Source organism: Luteibacter sp. ME-Dv--P-043b (genome assembly GCF_030209605.1).
Classification (GTDB): domain Bacteria; phylum Pseudomonadota; class Gammaproteobacteria; order Xanthomonadales; family Rhodanobacteraceae; genus Luteibacter.
This window is the reverse complement of sequence record NZ_JARVRT010000018.1, coordinates 111,427-125,007: the sequence shown is the minus strand read 5'-3', so window position 1 is coordinate 125,007 and position 13,581 is coordinate 111,427. Positions and strand designations below refer to the sequence as shown.

General features: G+C 67.5%; 18 protein-coding genes. 7 read left to right on the top strand and 11 right to left on the bottom strand.

Annotation, left to right across the window (positions count from 1 at the left end):
* Positions 1 to 60 precede the first annotated feature (60 nt).
* Complete coding sequence (locus tag QRN34_RS11960; RefSeq protein WP_285404691.1) at positions 61 to 393, bottom strand: high-potential iron-sulfur protein; 333 nt, start codon at positions 391 to 393, stop codon at positions 61 to 63.
* A gap of 169 nt (positions 394 to 562) precedes the next feature.
* Here QRN34_RS11960 and QRN34_RS11955 point away from each other — a divergent pair, with 169 nt between their 5' ends.
* The 4 genes from QRN34_RS11955 (at position 563) to QRN34_RS11940 (ending at position 3,603) form a co-directional block, all read left to right on the top strand.
* Complete coding sequence (locus QRN34_RS11955) at positions 563 to 1,207, top strand: methylthioribulose 1-phosphate dehydratase (RefSeq protein WP_285404690.1); 645 nt, start codon at positions 563 to 565, stop codon at positions 1,205 to 1,207.
* Positions 1,204 to 1,779: an acireductone dioxygenase gene (locus tag QRN34_RS11950; protein ID WP_285404689.1), complete on the top strand. Its 576-nt coding sequence runs from the start codon at positions 1,204 to 1,206 to the stop codon at positions 1,777 to 1,779. Before QRN34_RS11955 ends, QRN34_RS11950 begins: the two co-directional genes overlap by 4 nt.
* A gap of 65 nt (positions 1,780 to 1,844) precedes the next feature.
* Positions 1,845 to 2,528, top strand: coding sequence for an acireductone synthase (gene mtnC, locus QRN34_RS11945; RefSeq protein ID WP_285404688.1), 684 nt, complete (start codon positions 1,845 to 1,847; stop codon positions 2,526 to 2,528).
* A complete protein-coding gene (locus tag QRN34_RS11940; RefSeq protein ID WP_285404687.1) occupies positions 2,512 to 3,603 on the top strand; it encodes a C13 family peptidase in 1,092 nt (363 codons plus the stop codon). The genes mtnC and QRN34_RS11940 overlap by 17 nt, the downstream gene beginning before the upstream one ends.
* Before the next feature lie 193 nt (positions 3,604 to 3,796).
* Here the strand turns inward: QRN34_RS11940 and QRN34_RS11935 are convergent, their stop codons facing one another.
* Genes QRN34_RS11935 through QRN34_RS11925 form a run of 3 tightly spaced genes read right to left on the bottom strand, consistent with a single transcriptional unit; the run spans position 3,797 to position 6,765 of the window.
* On the bottom strand, positions 3,797 to 4,594 hold the full coding sequence (locus QRN34_RS11935; RefSeq protein ID WP_285404686.1) for an amidohydrolase: 798 nt from the start codon (positions 4,592 to 4,594) through the stop codon (positions 3,797 to 3,799).
* Complete coding sequence (locus QRN34_RS11930) at positions 4,582 to 5,727, bottom strand: pyridoxal phosphate-dependent aminotransferase (RefSeq protein ID WP_285404685.1); 1,146 nt, start codon at positions 5,725 to 5,727, stop codon at positions 4,582 to 4,584. The genes QRN34_RS11935 and QRN34_RS11930 overlap by 13 nt, the downstream gene beginning before the upstream one ends.
* A 9-nt stretch (positions 5,728 to 5,736) precedes the next feature.
* Positions 5,737 to 6,765: a LysR substrate-binding domain-containing protein gene (locus tag QRN34_RS11925; RefSeq protein ID WP_285404684.1), complete on the bottom strand. Its 1,029-nt coding sequence runs from the start codon at positions 6,763 to 6,765 to the stop codon at positions 5,737 to 5,739.
* Between the two features lie 118 nt (positions 6,766 to 6,883).
* On the opposite strand from QRN34_RS11925, the gene QRN34_RS11920 reads away from it, so the two are divergent.
* On the top strand, positions 6,884 to 7,468 hold the full coding sequence (locus tag QRN34_RS11920) for an NAD(P)H-dependent oxidoreductase (protein WP_285404683.1): 585 nt from the start codon (positions 6,884 to 6,886) through the stop codon (positions 7,466 to 7,468).
* A gap of 45 nt (positions 7,469 to 7,513) precedes the next feature.
* Here QRN34_RS11920 and QRN34_RS11915 read toward each other — a convergent pair whose 3' ends face one another.
* The 6 genes from QRN34_RS11915 to QRN34_RS11890 all read right to left on the bottom strand — a co-directional run bounded on the left by QRN34_RS11915 (position 7,514) and on the right by QRN34_RS11890 (position 12,377).
* Positions 7,514 to 7,702 carry a hypothetical protein gene (locus QRN34_RS11915; protein WP_285404682.1) on the bottom strand — a complete coding sequence of 63 codons (189 nt, stop codon included), beginning with the start codon at positions 7,700 to 7,702 and terminating at the stop codon, positions 7,514 to 7,516.
* Positions 7,703 to 7,892: 190 nt separating this feature from the next.
* Positions 7,893 to 8,822, bottom strand: a complete 930-nt coding sequence (locus QRN34_RS11910; RefSeq protein WP_285404681.1) for a ribonuclease H-like domain-containing protein — start codon at positions 8,820 to 8,822, stop codon at positions 7,893 to 7,895.
* Positions 8,819 to 11,239, bottom strand: a complete 2,421-nt coding sequence (locus tag QRN34_RS11905; RefSeq protein WP_285404680.1) for a DEAD/DEAH box helicase — start codon at positions 11,237 to 11,239, stop codon at positions 8,819 to 8,821. Before QRN34_RS11905 ends, QRN34_RS11910 begins: the two co-directional genes overlap by 4 nt.
* Positions 11,240 to 11,312: 73 nt before the next feature.
* Positions 11,313 to 11,558 (bottom strand): hypothetical protein, encoded by a 246-nt coding sequence (locus QRN34_RS11900; protein ID WP_285404679.1) that lies wholly within the window; start codon positions 11,556 to 11,558, stop codon positions 11,313 to 11,315.
* Positions 11,559 to 11,629: 71 nt separating this feature from the next.
* Positions 11,630 to 11,890 carry a hypothetical protein gene (locus QRN34_RS11895; protein ID WP_285404678.1) on the bottom strand — a complete coding sequence of 87 codons (261 nt, stop codon included), beginning with the start codon at positions 11,888 to 11,890 and terminating at the stop codon, positions 11,630 to 11,632.
* A 73-nt stretch (positions 11,891 to 11,963) separates the two neighbouring features.
* The gene (locus tag QRN34_RS11890; protein ID WP_285404677.1) at positions 11,964 to 12,377 is read right to left on the bottom strand and encodes a hypothetical protein; all 414 of its coding nucleotides are present in this window, start codon (positions 12,375 to 12,377) and stop codon (positions 11,964 to 11,966) included.
* A 136-nt stretch (positions 12,378 to 12,513) separates the two neighbouring features.
* On the opposite strand from QRN34_RS11890, the gene QRN34_RS11885 reads away from it, so the two are divergent.
* Both QRN34_RS11885 and QRN34_RS11880 read left to right on the top strand, forming a co-directional pair.
* A complete protein-coding gene (locus QRN34_RS11885; protein WP_036141633.1) occupies positions 12,514 to 12,912 on the top strand; it encodes a hypothetical protein in 399 nt (132 codons plus the stop codon).
* 43 nt (positions 12,913 to 12,955) lie between these two features.
* Positions 12,956 to 13,339, top strand: coding sequence for a hypothetical protein (locus QRN34_RS11880; RefSeq protein ID WP_285404676.1), 384 nt, complete (start codon positions 12,956 to 12,958; stop codon positions 13,337 to 13,339).
* A 3-nt stretch (positions 13,340 to 13,342) separates the two neighbouring features.
* Here QRN34_RS11880 and QRN34_RS11875 read toward each other — a convergent pair whose 3' ends face one another.
* Entirely contained in the window at positions 13,343 to 13,558 is a 216-nt protein-coding gene (locus tag QRN34_RS11875) for a hypothetical protein (protein WP_036141637.1), read from the bottom strand.
* Positions 13,559 to 13,581 lie beyond the last annotated feature (23 nt).

The following is a 13,581-nucleotide window of genomic DNA, read 5'->3' as shown; positions in this document are numbered from 1 at the left end:
CTCGACCCACGCGCCGGGCGGCATTTTGCTTTCCAGGGAGCACACTGCCCGGCTTCCCCCTCAGATCATGACGGCGTGGGACACGCACCAGCCCTTGCTGGCCACGGCCTTGCCGGGGAACAACTGGCACGGCCCCCAGGCGGCATCGGCCTTGCCCTGGTAGAAGTTGCAGTTGAAGCAGGCATCCTTCGGGGTCGCCCGGCCGGCGGCCTTGCTGGCGTCCTCGGTGTACTTCAGCGCGGCGGCTGTCGGGTCGGTCGGGGCCAGATGGGGCAGGTCCTGGGCCCGTGCGGCGCGCGGCAAGGTGCTCAGCACGGCCGCGGCGGCCACGCCGCCCACGGCGGCCTTGAGGAAGCGGCGACGCCCCTCCATGTTCTCGGTGTCTTGCGACATAGGTGAACCTCCGTCGATGATGATCCGGCCCGCGGGCCGTACGGCCGGGATCGTACGCGTTTTGCCGAAAGGCAGTGGTTCGCATTACGCGCCTGACCGTGCACGGGCTGCCGCGGGGCCGTCATCCCCGCGTGGTACACTCCCCATCCGTTTGGACGTCCAAATCCCCATGCCGACCAGCCTCTCCCCCATCGACCCCGCCCTGCTCGCCGATCGCGCCGACGCCATCGCGGACGCCGCACGCGAGCTGGCGTCGTTCGGCTGGACGCCCGCGACCAGCAGCAATTTCTCCATGCGCCTGGACGATACGCTGGCGGCCATCACGATCTCGGGCCGCGACAAGGGCCGGCTGGGCCGCGACGACATCATGGTGGTGGACATGCAGGGCCAGGCAGTGGGCTCGGACAACCGGCCTTCCGCCGAGACGGGCCTGCACACGCAGGTGTACCGCCGGTTTCCCGAGGCCAACGTGGTGCTGCATACCCATTCGCGCACGCAGAGCGTCTGCTCCCGGCTGTTTGCCGCCGAGGGCCGCGTGCGCCTGGAAGGATGGGAGCTGCAGAAGGCCATCACCGGCTACACCACCCACGAGAGCGTGCTCGATATCCCCGTCTTCCCCAACACCCAGCACATGCCGGAGCTCGAAGCCCGCGTGGACGCCTGGATCGATGCCGGCAAGCCCCTGCATGCCTACCTGATCGACGGGCATGGCATCTATACGTGGGGTCGCGACATGGCCGAGACACGCCGGCACCTGGAGGCCCTGGAATTCCTGCTGGGCTGCGAACTCGACCTGAGGAGGCTTTCCCCATGAGCCGTCTGCGTATCTACGACGACCACACCCACGATGCACCAGTCACCGTGCACGACGACCACGCCGCCATTGCCGCCGCCCTGCAGGCCGTCGGCGTACGGTTCGAGCAGTGGGAGGCCACCCAGCCGATCGCCCCCGGCGCCTCGCAGGACGAGGTCATCGCCGCCTATCGTGCCGACATCGACCGCCTGATGGCGGAGAATGGCTACCGCTCGGTCGATGTGATCAGCCTCAAGCCCGACCATCCGGACCGTGCCACCTTCCGGCAGAAGTTCCTGAACGAGCACACCCATAGCGAGGACGAAGTACGCTTCTTCGTGGCCGGCGCCGGGCAGTTCACCCTGCATATCGACGGCAGGGTCTACGAGGTGCTTTGCGAGAAGGGCGACCTGATCGGGGTGCCCGACGGCACGCCGCACTGGTTCGACATGAGCGAATCGCCCTATTTCGTGGCAATCCGCCTGTTCACCAACACCGAGGGCTGGGTCGCCGATTTCACCGGCACCGACATCGCCGAGCGGTTTCCCCGCATGACACCGCACGCCTCGGCCAAGCAGACCGGCCCGGCCTGACCGTTCCGCGGAGGGGCCCGGTCGTTTATCCTGCGGAGTCTCCCCGGCCCACAGGCGTTGCCCGCATGTCCGATATCCGTGCCGTCCTCACCGACATCGAGGGCACCACCAGCTCGATCGACTTCGTCAAGGACGTGCTGTTTCCTTACGCCCGGCAGCACCTGCCCGCCTACGTGGAAACGCACACCGACGAGCCCGAGGTGCAGTACTGGCTGCACGAGGCAGCCAAGGAAGCCGGCATCGTCGAAGCCACGCGCGGCGAGATCATCGACCTGCTGATCCGCTGGATAGACGAGGATCGCAAATCCACGGCGTTGAAGGCCCTGCAGGGAATGATCTGGCGCGAAGGCTACGAGTCGGGCGTGTACACCTCGCACATGTACCCCGAGGTGGCGGCGCGGCTGCGTGCCTGGCATGCGCAGGGCCTGCAGCTCTACGTCTACTCGTCCGGCTCGGTGCCTGCGCAGAAGCTTCTGTTCGGTTTCACGGAATACGGTGACCTCACGCCGCTGTTCAGCGGTTATTTCGACACCCAGACCGGCCCCAAGCGCGAGACGGCCTCGTACCGCGACATCGCCGGGGCGATCGGCCTGCCGCCGGCACAGGTGCTGTTCCTGTCCGATATCCGCGAGGAACTGGACGCCGCCCGCGAGGCCGGCATGCGCACCATCCAGCTCGTGCGCCCGCCGACGGCACTGGTGGACGCCGGACATCCCGCTGTTGCCGATTTCGATGCCATTGCGCCTTGACCCGCGTCGCCGCACGGCGATCTACGCCCTGGCGGCCTTTGTCGCCGGCGCGCTGGGCACCGTAGGCATTCTGCAGCTCGGGCCGGCACGGCCCGTCACGCAGCCTGTGTCCGTGGCGGGACACGCCCTGCCCGCCGCTGGCTCGACAACACAAACCGTCCGCGAGACGGGCAACCACCCTGCGGCCGCGTCCTCCACGACGGCCGTGACCGACCCCGCGGCGGAGCCGGATGCGGATGCCCCGACGCTCCTGGACGACAGCGCCTGGCCCGACGATGCACCCACGCCGGAGCAGGTCTTCGCCGCCCAACCGGCGCAGATGAAGACGTCGCTGTCGCGACTGGCACGCCGCACGCCCGGCAAGACCAACGTGTATGCCATCGCGTTTGCCGGCGACGGTTCGGAAAGCGTGTTCCGCAACGAGGCGGAATACCTCGATCGCCTGATGACCACGCGCTTCGGCAGCCCCGGCCACACCCTGGTGCTGGAGAATCACCCCGCCACGCTGTCGAGCCACCCGCTGGCTAGCTGGACCAACCTGGAGGCAGCGCTGGACGGCGTGGCCCGGGTGATGGACCCCAGGGAAGACGTGTTGTTGCTCTATGTCGCTACGCACGGCGGCAGCGACCACTCGCTGCTGGTCGACATGGACCCGATCCCCCTGGACCAGCTGGACGCCGACGGCCTGGCCGATATCTTCGCCAGCCATCCGTTCCGCTGGAAGGTGCTGGTCGTCAACGCCTGCTACTCCGGCGGCTTCGTGCCGAAGCTGCGCGGCCCCGGCACCCTGGTGATGACCTCGGCACGCGCCGACCGTACGTCGTTCGGCTGCGGCAGCGATTCGGACATCACGTATTTCGGACGCGCCTGGCTCGCCGACGGCCTCAATGCCACGCCCGATTTCATCGACGCCTTCGGCAAGGCCAGGGCCGAGATCGCCGGCTGGGAGACCAGGGATTCGCTGGAGCCTTCGGAGCCGCAGATCGATATCGGCGAAGGTATCCGGGACAAACTCGGCGCATGGCGCAAGACGACGCCGGCCGGCCCGGTGGTTCCGTTCGCGCGTGCGAAATAAGGCGCGTGCCGGCAAACGTCGACACCAGGTCTGGGAACGCCGACGCCACGCCTTGGTAGGAGCGCGCGCTCGCGCGCGACATCTTTTGGGGCCGTGCCTGCGAGCTGGCGCGCAGAATCCATGGGTATCGCTAGAAGATGTCGCGCGCGAACGCGCGCTCCTACAGGTCGGTCACGTGCCCCCGGCGTGAGGGTCAGGGGCTCAGCGAAAACGCGTCGGCGTCCATCCAGGCGGGGAAGCGTTCGCGGTGTGCCTGCAGGGGTGCCGGGTCGAGCACGGTGGTGACCACCTGCTCCTGCGGGCCCAGTTCCAGCAGGGCTTCGCCGATCGGGTCGATGATGGCGCTGTCGCCCGCGTACGGGTGGTCGTTGCCGTCGATGCCGACACGGTTCACGCCGATCACGTAGGCAAGGTTCTCGATGGCGCGTGCGCGCAACAGCGTGCGCCACGGCTGCCGGCGCGGCGCGGGCCAGTTGGCGACGAACAGCGCCAGGTCGTAGTCCATGCCGCCCTCCGCCTCCGCACGCCGGCCGTTGCGCAACCAGACGGGAAAGCGCAGGTCGTAGCAGACCTGCGGCAGGATGCGCCATCCCTTCAACGTGACGATCAGGCGCTGGTTGCCGCCGCCGTAGCGCGTGTGTTCGCCGGCCATGCGGAACAGGTGGCGCTTGTCGTAATACGCCAGCGAGCCATCCGGCGACGCCCAGATGAGCCGGTTATAGACGGTATCGCCCTCGCGGATCACCAGGCTGCCGGTGAGCGTGGCATTTACCTCGCCGGCCAGGTCACGCATCCAGGCGACGCTGGTGCCGTCCATCGTCTCCGCCTGGCCCAGCGCGTCGTTGGTGAAGCCGGACAGGAAGGTTTCCGGCAGCACGATCAAGTCGCTGGCGACGGCGGAGCGCACCAGGGCACCGTAATAGTCGCGGTTGGCCGCGGCGTCGTGCCAGCGCGTGGCGCCCTGGACAAGGCTGACGGTCAGAGTTTGCACAGCAGCTCCGCGGCGGCTTCCATCGTGGCATCGTTCTTGGCGAAGCACAGGCGGACCAGGCGGGTGCCCGGCGCCGTCTCGTAGAACGGACTGAGCGGGATGGCGGCCACGCCTCCCTCGCGCACCAGCCATTCGCTGAAGTCGATGTCGTCGACGTCGCGGATCGCGCTGTAGTCGACCAGCTGGAAATACCCGCCCGGCACGTCGAGCAGGGTCAGCCGCGACGGCGCCAGCAGTTCGCGAAAGCGATTTCGCTTCGCCTCGTAGAAGGCCGGCAGTTCGAGGTAGTGCTCCGGGCTGGACTCCAGGAAGTCGGCAAACGCCCACTGCGCCGGATTGAACGTGCAGAAGGTGATGTACTGGTGCACCTTGCGGAATTCGGCCGTCAGCGCCTTGGGTGCAATGGCGTAGCCGACCTTCCACCCCGTGCAGTGGAACGTCTTGCCGAACGAGGACACCACGATGCTGCGCGCGGCCAGTTCCGGATGGCGCAATACGCTCTGGTGCTCCGCTCCGTCGAAGACGATGTGTTCGTAGACCTCGTCGGACAGCACGACGATGCCGGTGTCACGCACGATCTCGGCCAGGTGGTCGAGATCGGCGCGGCTGAGCACCGCACCGGACGGGTTGTGCGGCGAATTGACGAGGATCATCCGGGTACGCGGCGTGATCGCCTCGCGCACGCGTTGCCAGTCGATGCCGAACGCGGGCAGCTTCAGCGGGATATGCACGGCGACGGCGCCCTGCAGTTCGACGGCGGGCTCGTAGCTGTCGTAGCAAGGGTCGAAGAGGATCACCTCGTCGCCCGCGCGTACCACGGCGGCGATGGCACAGAACAGGGCCTCGGTGGCGCCGGAGGTCACGGTGACCTCGGTATCCGGGCTGACCCGGTGACCGTAGAGGCGCTCGGTTTTTGCCGCGATCTGCTCGCGGAGTTTCGGGATGCCGATACCGGGCGCGTACTGGTTGCGGCCCTCGGCCATGGCACGTGTGACCGCGTCGCGCAGGGCCTGCGGCGGCTCGAAGTCCGGGAAACCCTGCCCCAGGTTCACCGCCTTGTGCTCCAGCGCCAGCTGGCTCATGACACTGAAGATCGTGGTGCCGACCTTGGGTAGCTTGGTTTCGAGCTGCATCGAACGCCCTTATTCGTTTGGACGGCCAAATGCCGCCGGTTGCTCCGATCCTACCATGCGGGCGATCTGCAATGCCCCCGCCAGGCCGGGATCGACGGCCACCTTCTCGCACTCGCGGCGGAAATCCGAGCGCGCCTTGGGCAGCCGCTCGGCCAGGAAGTCGACGAAGCTGCGGATCGCCGGCAGCAGGCCGCGGCGGCTGGGATAGACGAAGTGCAGGGTGCCCTGCGCCGTGGTGTATTCCGGAAGCACCCACTCCAGCTGGCCCGCGGCGATCATCGGCCCGCAGTATTCCTCTGGCAGCAGCGCCACGCCGCAACATTGCAAGGCCGCCGAGATCAGCACCGAGAAGTCGCCGCTGATCAGGCTCGGCCTGACCTCCACCGCGGCCTTCTTGCCCTGCGCGTCCAGCAGCTCCCAGATCTGGGCGCCCTCGTGCTCGAACATCGACAGCGCCGGCAACCGGGACAGCGCTTCCAGCGTGGTGGGCCTGCCGTGGGTATCGAGGAATTTCGGGCTGGCCACGAGCAGACTGCGTGCGTAGCCGAAGCTGCGCAGCACCAGCGTGGCGTCGGTGTCGAGTTTTTCGCGCACGCGTATGGCCACGTCGAAACCCTCGCCGATGAGATCGACGCGGCGGTTGGTAGCGGTGATTCGCACCTGCACCTTGGGATGCTCGAGCAGGAACGCCGGTAGCATCGGCCCCAGCACGTTCTGGGCCAGCGAGATGGGACAGCTTACCCGCACCACGCCGCGCGGCTCGGTACGCAATTCTTCCACGGCATCCTGGGCCGCACGGGCTTCTTCCAGCACCGCCCGGCAGTGCTGGAAGAATCGCTCGCCGATCTCCGTGACCACGAAACGACGGGTGGTGCGCTGCAGGAGCCGCACGCCCAGGCGCTCCTCCAGCTGCGCAATGCGCTTGCTCAGGCGCGACTTGGGGATGCCCAGCGCCCGCCCGGCCGCGGAAAACCCGCCGTGCTCCACCACCGAGGCGAAGAAATAGAGATCGTTCAGGTCCTGCAGCGCGCCTTCCATCGGTAGCCCGTCGTTTCTCGTTTAGAACAATGAGTCTACGACAAGCCGCCTAATCGGCGCAGCGTCCCCGGCGTATCGTCGTGGCCATGTCGCCACGGCGGCCCCTTCGAGGAACACCATGAAACTCCTGCATATCGATTCGAGCGCCCTGGGCGCCTATTCGGTCTCACGCGGCCTGACCGCCGCCGTGGTCGCGGAATTCGTCGCCAGCCACCCCCAGGTGGAAGTGACCTACCGCGATCTGCACGCCGACGCCCTGCCCCACTGGACGCCGCCGGCAGGCGAAGACGACCCCCAGGCTGCCGCCAACGCCGCGATACTGGAGGAATTCCTGGCGGCGGACATCGTCGTACTCGGCGCGCCCATGTACAACTTCGGCATCGCCAGCACGCTGAAGGCCTGGATCGACCGCATCAGCGTGGCTGGCAAGACGTTCCGCTATACGAGTGCCGGCCCCGAAGGCCTGGCGGGCGGCAAACGGATCATCATCGCATCGTCCCGCGGTGGCGTTTACGCCAATGGCGCACCGGCGGAGGCCATGGATTTCCAGGAACCCTACCTGCGCACCCTGCTCGGCTTTCTCGGCGTCACCGATATCGAGATCGTGCGCGCGGAGGGCATCGCCCTGGGCGACGAGCACCGTGCCGAGTCCATCGACGGGGCAATGGCCGGTATCGACAACGTCGTACGCAAGGCTGCCTGATACCCACGTGGCCCGGGCGGGCCGTGCTGCCCGGGCGTCTTTCCGTCAGGAGCCTTGCTTGCCCGGCTTTTCCTTGGGCATGTTCTGCGATTCGCCGGGGTGCCCTTCGCCGGGCACCTTGGATGGCGAACCAGACGGCTTGGGGTTGTCTTCGCGATAGCCCGGCGTGGGCTGTTTGGGGTCATTACTCACGGGATGGATCTCCTGATCGGTGATGCTGCTGGCACGCGGCATGCGTGCATTCGCATCCGGCGCCACCCATCTGGCTCTCCGAAGCCATGCGGCAGCTTTCGCTGCAAAAGTCCCTCGATACCGGCACCCGGCAATTACAGCCGTCGTGATCGCAGGTCTTCATGGCTTCGCTCATGGGGAACAACTCCGCGCCGCGTGGGTAGTCGCGTGGCCAGCCTGCGCGGGCCGGCGTCTATTTTTCGTCATCGGCCGGCGAAACCGCCAGGGCATCCCGCGCCGCCCATCCATGCGCTTGAACGAGCAGTCCGCTGAGGCTGCGCACGTCCTGCAGGTTGTGCTCGGCCACACGAACGAGGTTGGTGGACGCGCCGCCGCGCAGGTAGGTCAGCCAGGCGCGCGGCGCCTCCGAGCCAGGCAGGTCGTCTTCGCGCACGATGCTCAGCAGGCGACGTTCCGCCGTCTGCATCTTGCAGTTTTCCCAGTCGAGGCGGTAGCGCCGGCGCATGGGATGCAACAGGTCGACATGGCGCAGGCCGGCGAGCGGATTGGCCAGGCGCGCAAGGCGATACCGCGTGGCGAGCAACGGCGCGTCGTACGACTTGCCGTTATAGCTGACCAGCACCGTGTCCCGACCGATCCATGTGGCGAAGGTTTTCAGCATCGCCGTTTCCGCGGACAGGGCCGTGATGTACAGCTGGCGCACACGCAGGCGGTCCTCGTACCAATCCGCGGCGCCGATCATGAAGGCGCGGGTGCCGGTGCCTCCGGCCAGGCCCGTGGTCTCGGTATCGAAGTGCAGCAGGTGTTCCTTCGATGCGCCGTCCAGCCGGGCGAAAGCGAGGTCGTAGGTATCGGGCGGCTCGTACCCACCGAAGCGTTGTTCGAGGTAACGCAGGCCCGGCGAGAGTTCGTCGCCGGGCACCTCGCGCGTGTACGAGCGCAGTGGGGCTCGCGGCTGGGCGATGCGCTCGCGTACGCCGGCCATGCGGCGCAGGGCGGCAAGGTCGACGGACGGCCGGGACGCCGCCGGCACGGCTTCCGTGGCCGATGTCGCGGAACGGACGCGCCGGGCATCGCTGCCCGGCGAATGCGTGGGCGGCACGCCGTCACGAATGCCCGCTTGCTGGCGGAGCGCCCGCAGGCGCGCGGCCAGGTCGCTCACGCATCCGCCCCAAGCAGGCGCAGCACGCGCCCGGCCAGTGCCCGCGGCGTATGCTCCGCGCGCGCCTCGTCCGCAGCCAGCACCGGGCCGACGCAGGCAGGACAACCCGCCTTGCACTCGCAGCCCTCGATCGTGGCCAGCGCATGGCGAAGCAGTTCCGGCGCACGGCGGAACAGCGGCTCGCTCAGGCCCACGCCACCAGGGAAGTTGTCGTAGAGATACACCGTGGGCAGGAAACGCTCCAGGGCATCCGGCAGGGCGATGCCGCCGTCAGGGGCGTGGATCTGCCCGCGCCCACCGGCGTCCACCTGGGCGGACCAGCCACCGTCGCCGGAGCCCACCGCCTTCTGCAGGTCGCGCGGCTCGGCCATCACGGCGACGATGGCGGAGGTGTGCAGTGCATAGGCCGCCCCGAGGAAGCCATCCAGCGCGTGTTGTCGCGAGCGGAACGCCTCGTCCAGCACCGTCTGCGGCAATTGCCACCACACGGCGGTGGAGTGCAGTTCCTGGTCGGGCAGGTTGACCGGGCCATAGCCGATGTTCTCGTGCGTGTAGTAGCGGATCTTCTTGTAGCCGGACACCCGGCGCACCACGTGCACCTCGCCGTGCCGCGCACCGCCCTGCCCCGCGTTCGTGCCGTCGAAGCACTCCAGTTCTTTCAGCTTGGTGTAGTCGATGGCGTCGGTGTAGTAATCGACCCGGGTGCGCGTGCAATAGGCCTTGCGTCCTTCCCAGTCGAGTTTTTCGACCTGGTAGGGCACCGACTGGATCATGTGGATGGCACCTTCGTAGAGGGTCAGCGCCGCCGCGGAATAATCCACCTCCGCAAGGATGGTTTGCCGGCCTTCCGTACGGTCGACCACGACGAAGTTGCCGTCGGCGACCGAGCGCAGGCTCACGGCGTTGGCGGGGTAACTGTCGGCAATCCACTCCCAGCGATCGCCCTCGCGATGCAGCACCTCGGACTCGGCCAGCACCTGCAGGAACGGCTCCGCGTCGTCCGGGCCGAAGGTGTCTCCGGTGAGGAACGGCAGCTCGAAGGCGGCGCAACGGATGTGGTCGAGGAGGATAAGCGGCTGGTCGGGCTGGATGCGCGCGTGCTCGGGGGTGGCTTCGGTGAGGAAGGACGGATGGCGCATCAGGTACTGGTCCAGTGGCGCACTGGTGGCCACCAGCACCCCCAGCGAAGGCTGCTGGCGTCGTCCCGCACGGCCGAAACGTTGCCACGTGGCCGCGATGGAACCGGGATAGCCGTTGAGCACCACCGCATCCAGGCTGCCGATGTCGACGCCCAGTTCCAGCGCCGAGGTGGACACGATGCCATCCACGTCGCCTGCCCGCATCGCGCGTTCCACCTCGCGCCGTTCCGTGGGCAGGTAACCGCCGCGATAGGCGCGGATGCGCGCCGGCTTCCGCGTGTCGTGGTCGAACACGTCCTTGAGGTACTTGGTGAGCACCTCGACCATCAGGCGCGACTGCGCGAACACCAGGGTTTTCATGCCGGCCTTGATCGCCACGCGGGCGATCAGGTTGGTCTGCGAGCGCGCGGATGCGCGCAGGCCGAGGTCGGGGTTGACCACCGGCGGATTCCACAGCAACACGTGCTTGTCGCCGCTGGGCGCACCGCTGGCGGCGATCGTGACGACGTCGTCCTCGATCAGCGCCTGGGCATGCTCGGTGGCGTTGCCGATGGTCGCCGAGCAAAGCACGAACTGGGGCGTGACGCCGTAGAACGCGCAGATCCGCTTCAGGCGACGGAGCACGTTGGCCAGGTGCGAGCCGAACACACCGCGGTAGGTGTGGATCTCGTCGATCACCACATAGCGGAGGTTTTCGAAGAACTGCGCCCACTTGGTGTGATGCGGCAGGATGGCCTGGTGCAGCATGTCGGGATTGCTGACCACCACATCGCCGTGCAGCCGGATGGCCTGGCGCGCATCGCCCGGGGTGTCGCCATCGAAGGTGAACGCCTTGACGCCAAGGTCGCCCGCGCGGTTGAGTTCGAGCAGTTCCGCCACCTGGTCCTGGGCCAGCGCCTTGGTCGGGAACAGGTAGAGCGCCTTCGCGCCGGCTTCCAGCACGGAAGACACAACGGGCAAGGTGTAGCAGAGCGTCTTGCCGGAGGCCGTGGGCGTGGCCACCAGCACGTGACGCCCCGCCCGGGCGGCGTCCCAGGCCTCCTGCTGGTGGCTGTAGAGCTGCTCGATGCCACGCGACGCCAACGCCCGAGCTACGCCCTCGGGAAGGTCGGGTGGCAACGGCACCAGCGTACCCTCGCGGCCGAACACGGTGAACGCCGTGGCCACGCGATCGCCGTATTTGTCCGTCAGGCGGCTGGCCAGGGTCCGGCCGTCCAGGCTCTTGGCCAGTACGGCATCCGCTTCGTCGTGGCGGCGGGCTTGGAGGTAGGCGGCCATGGGCGCATCCGGAAAGGAGGGCCCCTTTTATCCCGCGTGGCTATCTCACATCCTGAGACTGGGCGTCACCGACTCAGTCGGGGACGCCGGCCTCCTTGGCCTCGCCCGTCTTTGCCGCCGACCAGTGGCCGGCTTCGTCCTCCACCTTGATATCGACCACGTGGCCGGATTGCGCGCGCAGCGTGGCCGTCAGGCTGACCGCGTGGCGCAGTGCCTCCTCACGCGTGGCGTACTGGCCCACGAGTTCGGCGTTGCGCCGCAAGATCCAGGGACTGCGGGTGGACGCGTTGAACGGAACGTACAGGGTGGTCTGCTGCAAGGTACTGGCTCCGCCTCAAGGGGCCGGTGGCCCATGGCGGCGAAGCTAGTCGGTGGGTCGTCGCGAGCGCGTTATGGCTGGGTCGGCGCGGCAGTCACGTCGGCGACGGCGAGGGACTCGTCAAGCCATAGCGCATGGCGAGCGCCCCGCTCCATGGCAGTATCCACGGCCTGGCGCTCGTCCACGAACTCGTCCAGAAGGGTAATCATGACGAAGTCGCGCGGACCGGCATGCACGGCCAGTTCGACGATATAAGCCGACTTCCATACGCCCGACGGCGCACGAAGGGTGCGGACTTCCACGGAATACTTGCCCACGAGCCGTCGATGCACGAAACAATCCCCCCTGGGCCGATGTCGCGGCGACACCTGATTCTTGCGCTACCGCGATGGCCTTGGCAAGGCCTCAGGCCTTGGGCGGCGCCTGCGTCGTCAGGCCCAGGCCGCTGGCGGGGATGGCGAAGGTGCGCGATTCGCCCTGACCCACCGTGGCATCGACGTCCATACGGTCGGCGGAACACGCGCCATGGGGCATCACGCCGAGCTTGCGCGTGCCCGAGGGTACACGCAGCACCAGCTGCTCGCCGATCTCCATGTCCGCGACCATCTTGTCGTCGAGGTAGATGGCGCTCGAACAGCCCGCACCCCACAGGCCCTGGCTGCGCACGATGCTCAGCGTGGCGTCACCGTCCGAAGGGGCCTGGTTACCCAGCACCGTGCTGGACGGCACGTCGTGGATGCCGACATGGCGTTCGTTCTGGGTGGCACAACCGGCAAGCAGGACGGTACCGGCAAGGCCGGCAAGAACCAGATAGCGCATGGGATCAGCCTCGGTAAGGAATGTGAAGAGCATTGGCCGGGCACCGTGGACGACCGGTGAAAGGGCGCCCGCCGCTGACGAACCGTGCACACGATACACCGAACAATCGCGCCCCACTCCCGACGAGAACCTCCCCATGGCCAGCAGAGACTGGATCGACATCGACACCTTCGAAGCGGTGGACGATACGGAGCAGTTCGACCGGCCGGACATCCCCCGGGTCGAGGCCGTGCTTTCAGGAGCACCGGACCGTGACTGGCAGCAGTTCTTCCTGGTCAGGGCCCGTGCGCTGGAGCAGACCCATCCGGGCCTGCGCATGGAAATCCTGGCCGATCGCCTGGGTTTTCACACGCGGGCCGCGTCCGCCGAGGAAACCTGCCGGCTGGTCAACGAGGCCGTTCAAGGCACCAACGAGGATTTCGCGGCACAGAAGGCGGCTGAGGAGAAGCGCATCGCGGACCGCAATGAGGAAATTCGCGAGCTGATGGCCAGGATGAAGGCGATCAACGCGGCGTGGCCACCCGCCTCCACGTAAGATCGCTCTGCCAAAGCGGCGCGCGCAGCGATAGAATCGCGCCATGAACGACTTCGCCAGTCCCCCCGCCCTCGTCTACGATCGCGCCGCCATGGTCGCCGAGACGGTGGCGATGGTCCTGTCGGATGCGGGGTTCGACGCCCGTGGGGTCATGACCTACCGGGAGGCCAAGGCGGCGTTCAACGCCATGGACGACCTCGCCCTGCTGGTCATCCATGCGGACACCCCCGGCGAACGGCGCGGCAGCGTGATCCTGCAGGCCACGTTGCGCGAGCGCCCCTCGACGGCCATCGTGGTCATTTCCAGTCGGCTTCCGCAGGATCTGGCGCCGTTCCCGCGCACCGCCGTGTTCCTGGAGAAACCGTTCGATCGGGCCCAGTTGCTGGAAGCCGTCGAGCGAGCGCGAAGCGCCCGCCCCGTCGCCTGATCGCTACTCTTCCATGCCGATGAGTTTTTCGATGTCGTCGATGGCGAACTGGCGCGCGGCGCGCTTGCGTTCGCGCCGCCCCATCGCCTGACAGGCCGCACCGAGCGGCTTGGCCCGACGCAACCGGCCATCGCGGCTGATGCGATAACCGTCGGGATCGTATTCCACCAGATATTCGGCCTGCAGCCCGCGTGTGCGCCGATAACGAACCGACTCCATGCACCCTCCCTTCGACGACCCGT